The organism is Dethiothermospora halolimnae (assembly GCF_037577855.1).
GTDB classification, from domain to species: Bacteria; Bacillota; Clostridia; order Tissierellales; family VENL01; genus Dethiothermospora; species Dethiothermospora halolimnae.
In genome coordinates, this window is the sequence record NZ_JBAKFX010000044.1 from 24,918 (window position 1) to 33,747 (window position 8,830).

At 28.1% G+C, this 8,830-nt stretch carries 10 protein-coding genes; 9 read left to right on the top strand and 1 reads right to left on the bottom strand.

Features of this window, described 5'->3' with window-relative positions:
* Positions 1–192: 192 nt before the first annotated feature.
* Entirely contained in the window at positions 193–1,002 is an 810-nt protein-coding gene (gene nudC, locus V6137_RS15285; RefSeq protein ID WP_425448821.1) for an NAD(+) diphosphatase, read from the bottom strand.
* A gap of 470 nt (positions 1,003–1,472) precedes the next feature.
* Here nudC and V6137_RS15290 point away from each other — a divergent pair, with 470 nt between their 5' ends.
* The 9 genes from V6137_RS15290 (at position 1,473) to V6137_RS15330 (ending at position 8,696) form a co-directional block, all read left to right on the top strand.
* The gene (locus V6137_RS15290; RefSeq protein WP_425448822.1) at positions 1,473–1,829 is read left to right on the top strand and encodes a helix-turn-helix domain-containing protein; all 357 of its coding nucleotides are present in this window, start codon (positions 1,473–1,475) and stop codon (positions 1,827–1,829) included.
* 84 nt (positions 1,830–1,913) lie between these two features.
* The gene (locus V6137_RS15295) at positions 1,914–2,183 is read left to right on the top strand and encodes a hypothetical protein (protein ID WP_425448823.1); all 270 of its coding nucleotides are present in this window, start codon (positions 1,914–1,916) and stop codon (positions 2,181–2,183) included.
* 201 nt (positions 2,184–2,384) lie between these two features.
* The gene (locus tag V6137_RS15300; RefSeq protein WP_425448824.1) at positions 2,385–3,248 is read left to right on the top strand and encodes a damage-control phosphatase ARMT1 family protein; all 864 of its coding nucleotides are present in this window, start codon (positions 2,385–2,387) and stop codon (positions 3,246–3,248) included.
* A gap of 145 nt (positions 3,249–3,393) precedes the next feature.
* The gene (locus V6137_RS15305) at positions 3,394–4,467 is read left to right on the top strand and encodes a GIY-YIG nuclease family protein (RefSeq protein WP_425448825.1); all 1,074 of its coding nucleotides are present in this window, start codon (positions 3,394–3,396) and stop codon (positions 4,465–4,467) included.
* Positions 4,468–4,506: 39 nt separating this feature from the next.
* Positions 4,507–4,941 carry an NUDIX domain-containing protein gene (locus tag V6137_RS15310; protein ID WP_425448826.1) on the top strand — a complete coding sequence of 145 codons (435 nt, stop codon included), beginning with the start codon at positions 4,507–4,509 and terminating at the stop codon, positions 4,939–4,941.
* Positions 4,938–5,627, top strand: coding sequence for a DUF1963 domain-containing protein (locus tag V6137_RS15315; RefSeq protein WP_425448827.1), 690 nt, complete (start codon positions 4,938–4,940; stop codon positions 5,625–5,627). The genes V6137_RS15310 and V6137_RS15315 overlap by 4 nt, the downstream gene beginning before the upstream one ends.
* A 14-nt stretch (positions 5,628–5,641) precedes the next feature.
* Entirely contained in the window at positions 5,642–6,688 is a 1,047-nt protein-coding gene (locus V6137_RS15320; protein WP_425448828.1) for a hypothetical protein, read from the top strand.
* Positions 6,689–7,008: 320 nt separating this feature from the next.
* The gene (locus V6137_RS15325) at positions 7,009–8,217 is read left to right on the top strand and encodes a M1 family aminopeptidase (RefSeq protein ID WP_425448829.1); all 1,209 of its coding nucleotides are present in this window, start codon (positions 7,009–7,011) and stop codon (positions 8,215–8,217) included.
* Between the two features lie 14 nt (positions 8,218–8,231).
* Entirely contained in the window at positions 8,232–8,696 is a 465-nt protein-coding gene (locus V6137_RS15330; RefSeq protein WP_425448830.1) for a GNAT family N-acetyltransferase, read from the top strand.
* Positions 8,697–8,830 lie beyond the last annotated feature (134 nt).

Below are 8,830 nucleotides of genomic sequence, written 5' to 3' on the forward strand. Positions count from 1 at the left end.
ATAGGCAAAATTAAGCATTCAATTACATAAATATTTCTGTATTGATTATGTCCATAGAGAGTTTCAGATACTTAGTTGAAAACAATAAAATATAAAGTGATATATAAATAGAAAAAGACTATAATGCAAATTACTGCAGAATAGTCTCTTATGCTTTATCGTAAAATATTCAAAATATAAATAACTAAATTATTATTTGTTTTTTCTAACTTCCAATAATGAATCAATTATTTTCCTTGCAAAACTTAGATTATAATCTGGTATGTGGGGTAAATCATCCAATGGAAACCAATCAGCTGCTTCTATTTCATTATTGTCAATTTCTATTTCCCCAGATGAATACTCAGCTATAAATCCAATCATAATTTTGTTAGGAAAAGGCCAGGGGTGACTACCGAAATATCTAATGTTCTTTATATTAATTCCAACTTCTTCCTTTACTTCTCTTCTAACACATGTCTCGACAAATTCTCCTGGATCAAGATGTCCAGATATGAGACTATATAACTTAGGTGGAAAGTGGGGAGAACGGGCTAAAAGAATTTTATCATCCTTTAAAATGGCAACTATTATTGCTGGAGTTATTCGCGGGTAAATGATATGTCCGCAATTTGAACATTTTATATTAGTTTCTTTAGGTTTTATTTGTATTTTATTTCCACAACAACTACAATATTTATTTTTATTTAGCCAATTTATAAAATGTAAAGCACGTAAAGTAAGGAGAAACATATTTTCATCAATTTCTCCATACATTTCGCCTATGTGTCTAAAAAATAAATCTTTAATAATCTTTTCAGTAAGAACATTTGCAGCATAGTAATCATCTTCATTTAATGTTCCTATGTAGATAATATTCGATACATTAATATCAAGTTTTTCAACTTCACTAATTGATGGGAATCGGGAGCCACCTAGTATTTTTTTAGACAAAACTTTGTCTTTATTAAATAAGAGACAATATGAATTTTTGTTTAGAGCATTAATAGAAATATCATTCATTTTATCTTCCCTCCTTTAATCATTAAAGATTTTAATTATAAAATTATTTTTTATTTGCTATTGTTTAGCATCAAGTAATAATGATTCTCCTAGGAGATTTTATGCCACAATAAGGAGTATATTTTTGATTTTATTATATTATTTTGTTATTTTAATTAATTGATAATAGTATATAAAAATTATAACATATTTTTAAATAATTACTAATTAAATTTGCTTCTAAATACTCTGAGGGATTATTATGTGGTAAAAAATTTTATACTTCTACTTAGAAATAATTTCTTTTATAATATATAGTAATAGAACTATTGTATATAAGGTGAAATTAGGATAAAAAAGTTAAGTCTATTAAAGCTTCAGTGACAAGAGAAATATGAATTAAATAAATTTATTATAGATTAAAATCCTCAAAATAGTCAGGAAATTATTATGAAAAATAGTATAATTAATTATAGGAGGTGATAAATTGTATGCTCATGAACTATTATAAAGAACTAAATACAATGGTCATTCTTATAGAAAATAATTTAAAAAATAAAATATCGTATACGGATTTGGCACAGGCTGTAGACTTTTCTATACCTCATGTAAGGGAGATATTTAGAGTAAGATTTAAAAAGCCACTGGCAAGATACATTCTGGAGAGAAAGATATCTCATATTGCATATCAATTATCTCAAAGCAACAAGTCATTAGTTGTATTGGCATTAGACTATGGTTTTGAAACATATGAGGTTTTTATACGTGCATTTAAGCATATAACTGGAATGACTCTAAGTAAGTTCCGTAAAGGTTTTGGTTCTGTAAGTATTGGATATATGTCATAGGGAGTATATGGATCTCTTATATATTATAAGAATAAGGAGGATAATGAAAAAATAGCTAATGTAAAAAACATATTTAGTGATTGTGTGATTTCTGATGTTCCTGCCGTTGATTTTGGCTATGGGGTGAGGTCTACTTTTCTAGCTTGTGGACGAGAATATAATGTAATTAAGAAAGAAGATAATACTACAAAAGAGGATTTTATTAAATTTATTATTAAGGAAATCCAAGAGGGAAGACCTTGTATAGCTTTAGGAATTGTAGGTCCACCAGAAGCATGCGTTGTTACAGTATATCGTGAGAATGGTAAAAAATTACTAAGGTTCATTGTAAATAGGCTGTACTTAATTATATAGGAAAAAATCTGTGGTGGGCCTATTTTAAAGGGTAGCACAGATTTTTTTATATCACTATTATCTGATTTTAACGAAAAAGAGGTGATTTTTTAGTCGTATACATTATAATGGGATTAATGTTATAATTAGCATGTGGACAAACTTGATGGGAAATTTATAAGTGCCATTAAATCAACAATAGTTAATAAAGGAGACCAATATATGAAAATATCACATGAATGTATCCATTGTCTTGCTAGACAAGCAGTAGAAATAGCTGAAGAAGCTACAGAAAATATAACAATGCAACAGGAAATAATAAAAAAATCTTTAAAGGAACTAGGAGAAATGGATTTTAATGAAACGGCACCTGAAATAGCTTTTAGGATGCATCAGCATGCTAAGAATATTACTGGTATTAATGATCTGTATATAAGATTGAAGGAACAGTATAATGAAATTGCCAAGGAGATTTATGAAAAAATTATTGAAGAAAAATGGCTAGATAGGGCAGAAGATAGATTTGATATGGCTTGTAGACTAGCTATTGCAGGAAATATTATAGATTTTTCAGTGGGATTAAGTCTAGAACATAAAGATATTGTTAAGTCAGTTGAAGATAGTATTAAACAGGATATTTTTGGTGCTGGAACAGTTGCTTTAAGGGATGCCGTGAAAGAGGCAAAGAATATTATGTATATCGCTGACAATTCTGGTGAAATTATATTTGATAAATTTTTATTAGAAAATCTTCCCTTAGATAAAGTTACCTATGTGGTAAAGGGAGGGCCCATAGTTAATGATGCAACCATGGATGATGCAATAGGTACCGGTGTTGTAGATCTAGTCAAGGTTATTGACAATGGTCATTGTGCTCAGGGAACCATACTAGAGGACTGTTCAAGTAGATTTAACGACGAATTTGATAAAGCAGACCTTATTATAAGTAAAGGACAAGCTAATTTTGAAACGTTAAGTGATATTAAAGATAAGACTATATTCTATCTATTGAGGGCAAAATGCAGTTCAGTAGCTTCCGCTATCGGTTGTGAAAGAATGGATTATGTTCTTACAAATATTATATGAATCTAAAGATTATAAAGTAAAAAGCTGGATTGTTTATGAAAATTAATATAACTGATATATGTAGGCACTGAGCATGCTCAGTCCGGCCTTTTTATTATATAACTTTAGACGTTCATATATCTTTTACTATATAATAATACAAATTATGGAAGTGATAGATTTGGAACTAAGGGAAAAAGTAAAAAACTTACCACAAAGCCCAGGAATATATATCATGAAGGATAAGTACAATAATATTATTTATATAGGTAAATCAAAAAACTTAAAAAAAAGGGTTTCACAATATTTTCAAAAATCTAAAAATCACTCTAGGAAAATAGTAGAGATGATTCAATTTATAGAAAACATAGATCATACTATAACTGATACAGAACTTGAAGCTTTGCTACTGGAATCCAAGCTCATTAAAAAGTATAATCCAAAATATAATAGGCTTTTAAAAAATTATCAAAGGTATCCATATATTAAAGTTACTACAGAGGAAGAAGTTCCTAGGCTACTGATAGTTACAGAAAAAAACGATGATAATGCATCTTATTTTGGACCTTTTACTAATTTTAATCGTGTAAATAGAGCAGTGGATAGTATTAAGGATTATTTTAAAATAAGAAGATGTTCTATTAATAACTTTAATTCTTTGAAGACCTCATGTCTACATTATGATTTAAATACTTGTAGTGGTCCTTGTAAAGGTGAAGAAAATATTAATAAATATAGAGACAACATAAAAAGACTAATATCATTTTTAAATAATGAAGATATGTCTATAATTGAAGAGGTTAAGTCGAAGATGATTAAAGCATCAAAAAATATGGAATATAATAGGGCGGTTAAACTAAGGGATGATTTAAATGATTTAAAGTATGTGACTAGAAATTTTCAAATTATTAAAAATAGCAATAAAAATCAAAACATAATATTATTTGAAAAAATTTCTTCAGAAGAAGTAAAAGTATTTTATATTTCATCTAATAGGTTATTATACAAGGAGACAATTAAAGTTATACCAATAAATAAGAGTGTAGAGAGAATTAGAAAATCTATGGGGGAAGTTTTTAAAGAAGAAGATAATGAGATTATAGATAAGCTAAAGATTGATGAATTACATATCATATCCTATTACTTAAAAAGACAAGATATAACATATCTAGAAGTTTGTGAGCCAGTATTAAAATTTAGTACTAAAATTAAAGATAAATTACTTGAGACTATAGAATAAATAGATATCGTGCAACACAAAAAAAGGGGAGTATATAGAGTGAACAAATATATAGTAAATGTTGAGGCTGCTATTTATAAGGGAGATAAGTGGCTAATAATTCAAAGAAGTGCTAAAGAAGATCATGCACCAGGGTTACTATCTCTAGTGGGGGGGAAAGTTGAAACTAAGGAGGCCGCTTCAGAGGTATTAGAAGAAAATTTGATACGAGAAATAAGGGAAGAGGTTGATATTGAGGTCTCAAAAAAATTAACTTATGTTGAAAGTAAATCATTTATATCCGATACTAATGATAAAGTGGTTGATATTGTTTTTTTATGTATCTATAAGTCGGGGGTTCCTAGATGTGTTTCAGAAGATGAAGTAAGTAAAATATTATGGATGACCTGTGACGAGATTCAAGAAAATAATAAAGCTCCTATTTGGCTAAAGGAAAGTATATTGAAAGCTGATAAAAAAAGGAGGGAAATATGAGAGATATAAAAAAAGGTTATAAAATAATAAGATTTACACCTGATGCTACAAAATATGAAGCAAAATCAATTAGTGACTTTGATTATGCAGTGGATTATAATGAAGTGGACATACCTATGGGAAAATCTCGGATCGGTGGTCCTGTGGTAGATTTACCAAAGAATGTTGAGTATCCAACAGAACTATATTTTGTAGCCCAAATAAATCTAAATGAGTTTAAAGATTACTTTATTAATGATTATCTACCCAATAAGGGTTTTTTATATTTTTTCTGTGATGACTATATGGAAAATGGAAGAGTAATATATAGTGAATCAACTGTTGCTGAATTAAAGAGAGTAGTAAAGGAACATGATAATCAATTTTTTCAAGGATGTTTAGTTAAGGATATTTATATTGAAAGGGAAAATATAAATGAAAGATATGATGAGGAGTGGGCAAAAGAAGGTGAAAAGGTAGGATGGAATCCTTTCATAGGATTTGAAAAATCAAAATTATTTGGATTGTATAATAACTGTCAATATGAAGAAGAGGAAATAAAAGAGGAATTATCTAGTACAAAAATATTGTTGCTTCAAATAGGGGAAGACTTTACTGAAGAAGGCATATTAAGTGTAAGAATTGAAGAAAAGGATTTACTAAATAGAAAGTTTCAAAACTGTATTTTTGAATGGAGTCAGTCCTAAAGGGGGGATTTTTTATGTTTAAAGAAGATTTTAGTAAATCTATAGAATACCTTAATAAAAATGCCTGTGATGCCATTTTATTAAGGTTAAATAGAGATATATTAGAGACATCACAAGATTTCAGTACATATAAAGAAAATATAATCAAAGATAAAAAAGTTCAGACTGCTTTAAGTTGGCAGAAAAAAGATGGATACTTTGGAGACTATTTTCATGGTGGTTGGATACCTGAAAATAAAAAGATTAAAAGTTCTAAAGCTATGGAAGCAGCTCTAATATTATTACATGAGATGGGTTTTGAGGCAAAGGATGATTTCATTAGTAAAGCTTTAAAGTCACTACTCAAAAAGGATTTCAATAAGTCTTGGACATCGTGGGATATTTATTCACCTGAACAGGGGTTATATGGTGATGACTATGAGAGAGCCCTTTTATTTGCTTATTTTGGTATTGAAGATAAGGATTTTATTAAAAAAGAAATAGATAGAGCGATTAATAGTATGAAGATATTAGCTGGATTAAATGATTTAAAAGAGGCTTATTATGTTAAAAATAATCAAACATTTTATGTAAAGGGAAAAGCATTACCGGATTTATATCAATTAAAATTATTAGCTTATACAAAAAAATGGAGGAGTCATGAAAACTTAGAGATAATAAAGTCAGCGGTTGATAAACTAATAAGTTTTAGCCCATTACCTGATATATACATAATGTATAAAGGACAAAAGATAGCACCAGCGAAGCTATCAAGGCTTGATTTTAATAAGGATACTAATGATTATGATGATATAGATTGGTACCAATTTTTCAGTATGTATGAGCTTTTAGGAAGATTAGATTTGTTAAAATGTAATGAAGTATTAAAAAATAATACGGAAAAACTCATAAACTATTTAGAAGAAAACGATGGATTGTTTTTAAAACCTGTTAAACATAAGTGTTTTAAAGTATGGGGATGTTATAGTGGATTAATGCTTAGTAATAATTGGAGCAAGAAAAATAGGATATGTGATTTAACCTATAGAAGTTTAGCAATAATTAAATATTTATATGAATAAAAATTGATTATAAAATAATAATTAAGTTAAAGATATCCCCTAAATATTTTAATAGGGGGTATTTTTTGTTATTTAAAACTACACAGGTCCTCTAGTTAGATTTAAATAGATATAAAATTACATATTTATATAAAAAAGAGGAATTTTATAACAAATATATAATTTAGTATATTAGGGGGATAAGCATTTATACGTAAGTTTATTACCATCTAGGGTATATGGAAAACAAATTTTATTTTTAGATACTGCTTTAGTATTATTCAATTTAGGTTTGTTTATAACGTTTATAGTATTCGATATAAAGGGGAGAGAAGTATAGTATGAGTAGAAAAAATTCATTTTATAAAGTGGACTTAGATATAGATGTCAAGCAACAATTTATTAAAGTTGAAATGGAGTTATATTACCCTATTTTACAAAACAAGACTGATACAATTGAATTTATGTTACATAGGGATTTAAAAGTTAAAGAATTAAATGGAGATGAAATTAGAAGTTATACTTTTAATACTATATCAAATCAAATGTTGCCTGAAGCAGGCAACTTAAAGGTTAATCTTAAAGGAACTATGAAAAAAGGAGAATTAATTAAAATAAGGTTATTATATGAAGGTCAGTTGGGAGTACTTCAGCCATATGGTGATAATAGATTGACTGAAGACTGGATTGAAATGGGATTATATTTCCCCTGGTTTCCACTAAATTTTCAGCAAGTTAGCAGTCATAATATAATCTATGATATAAAAGTAAAAATTGATGAAGGATATAAAGTTTTTGGTATGGGAGAGGTTATAAAGAAAAATGATCATTGGACTATGGTAAAGTATACTCCAACTAATGATATTATAATAATGGCATCAAGGGATATAAAAGTGGAATCCATAGAAGATGAAGATTTCATATTAAATATATATTACGATAAAAACAGCGAAGTAATAAATAAATATGGATTATGGATATTAAGTAAGTATAAAGAATGGTTTGGAACAACAAAGGAAAAAAATATGTCTGTGGTATTTGCTAAAGGAGGAGCCTATGCTCGAAAGGGATTTGTAGTTTTGGAAAAATACAAATTAGAAAGTAATGATTATAATGAGATAGATTATTTTACTAATATGTTAGGTCATGAATTTGCCCACTTATGGTGGTCCAATGCTCCAGCGGATACTTGGGAGTCCTGGATAGATGAAGCTTTTGCCGAGTACAGTGCCCTTAGAGTCTTAAGAGAGAAATTTGGAGAAGAGGAATTTAAAAAGGCCATAAAAATTAGAGAAAATAGAAGCAATAATACACCTCCTATTAAAAACTTAGATATGAGTTATGAAAAAAGGAAGGTAGTTATATATGATAAAGGTAGCTTACTTTTATATAAGTTAGAAGAGGAATTAGGAGAAGAGAACTTTCTAAAATTATTAAAAGAAATTAATAATAAAAGGGTGAGTAATACAGAAGAATTTTTAGATATTTTAACTAAGTTATTTGAAGAAGATATAACAAAAAAATTTGAAAGATTGCTAAGGGATTTTTAAAAAGGAGACTAAATATGAGCTTATATTTATCTAAATTAACTGAAGATATGGCAAAGGAAATTTGTAACTGGAAATATGATGGAGAATATAGTGTGTATAATTTGCCAGATTGGAAATATTGTGTGAAAAATAGTTTTGGAATAACAAAATCAGATAACAGGGAAAAAGAATTTTTAGCAGTAATGGATAAAGATAATAACTTATATGGACATGTAAGATTAAGGGAGGTTAATGGTAAGGTTGTTATAGGATTAGGATTAAAACCGTCTTTATGTGGTCAAGGTATGGGAAAAACATTAATGAATTTATTAGTAAAAGAATGTAATAAAAGATACCCTGATAAAAAGATAAGATTACAAGTAAGGTCCTTTAATGAAAGGGCCATAAAATGTTATAAAAAAGTGGGTTTTAAAGTTATAGATATAAAAACACAAAATACTAAAATGGGAAAAGATGAGTTTGTAGTAATGGAATATTAGAGGATTTTATTGGTAATGTAAAAAGTTCTATGAAAAACTAATGTTATGGATAATACTGGGATAAACCAGTGGAATTATACTAAGTCCACCGTAGCCGCCCTTGACAAACAGTAATCAAATGATATTTAAAATAT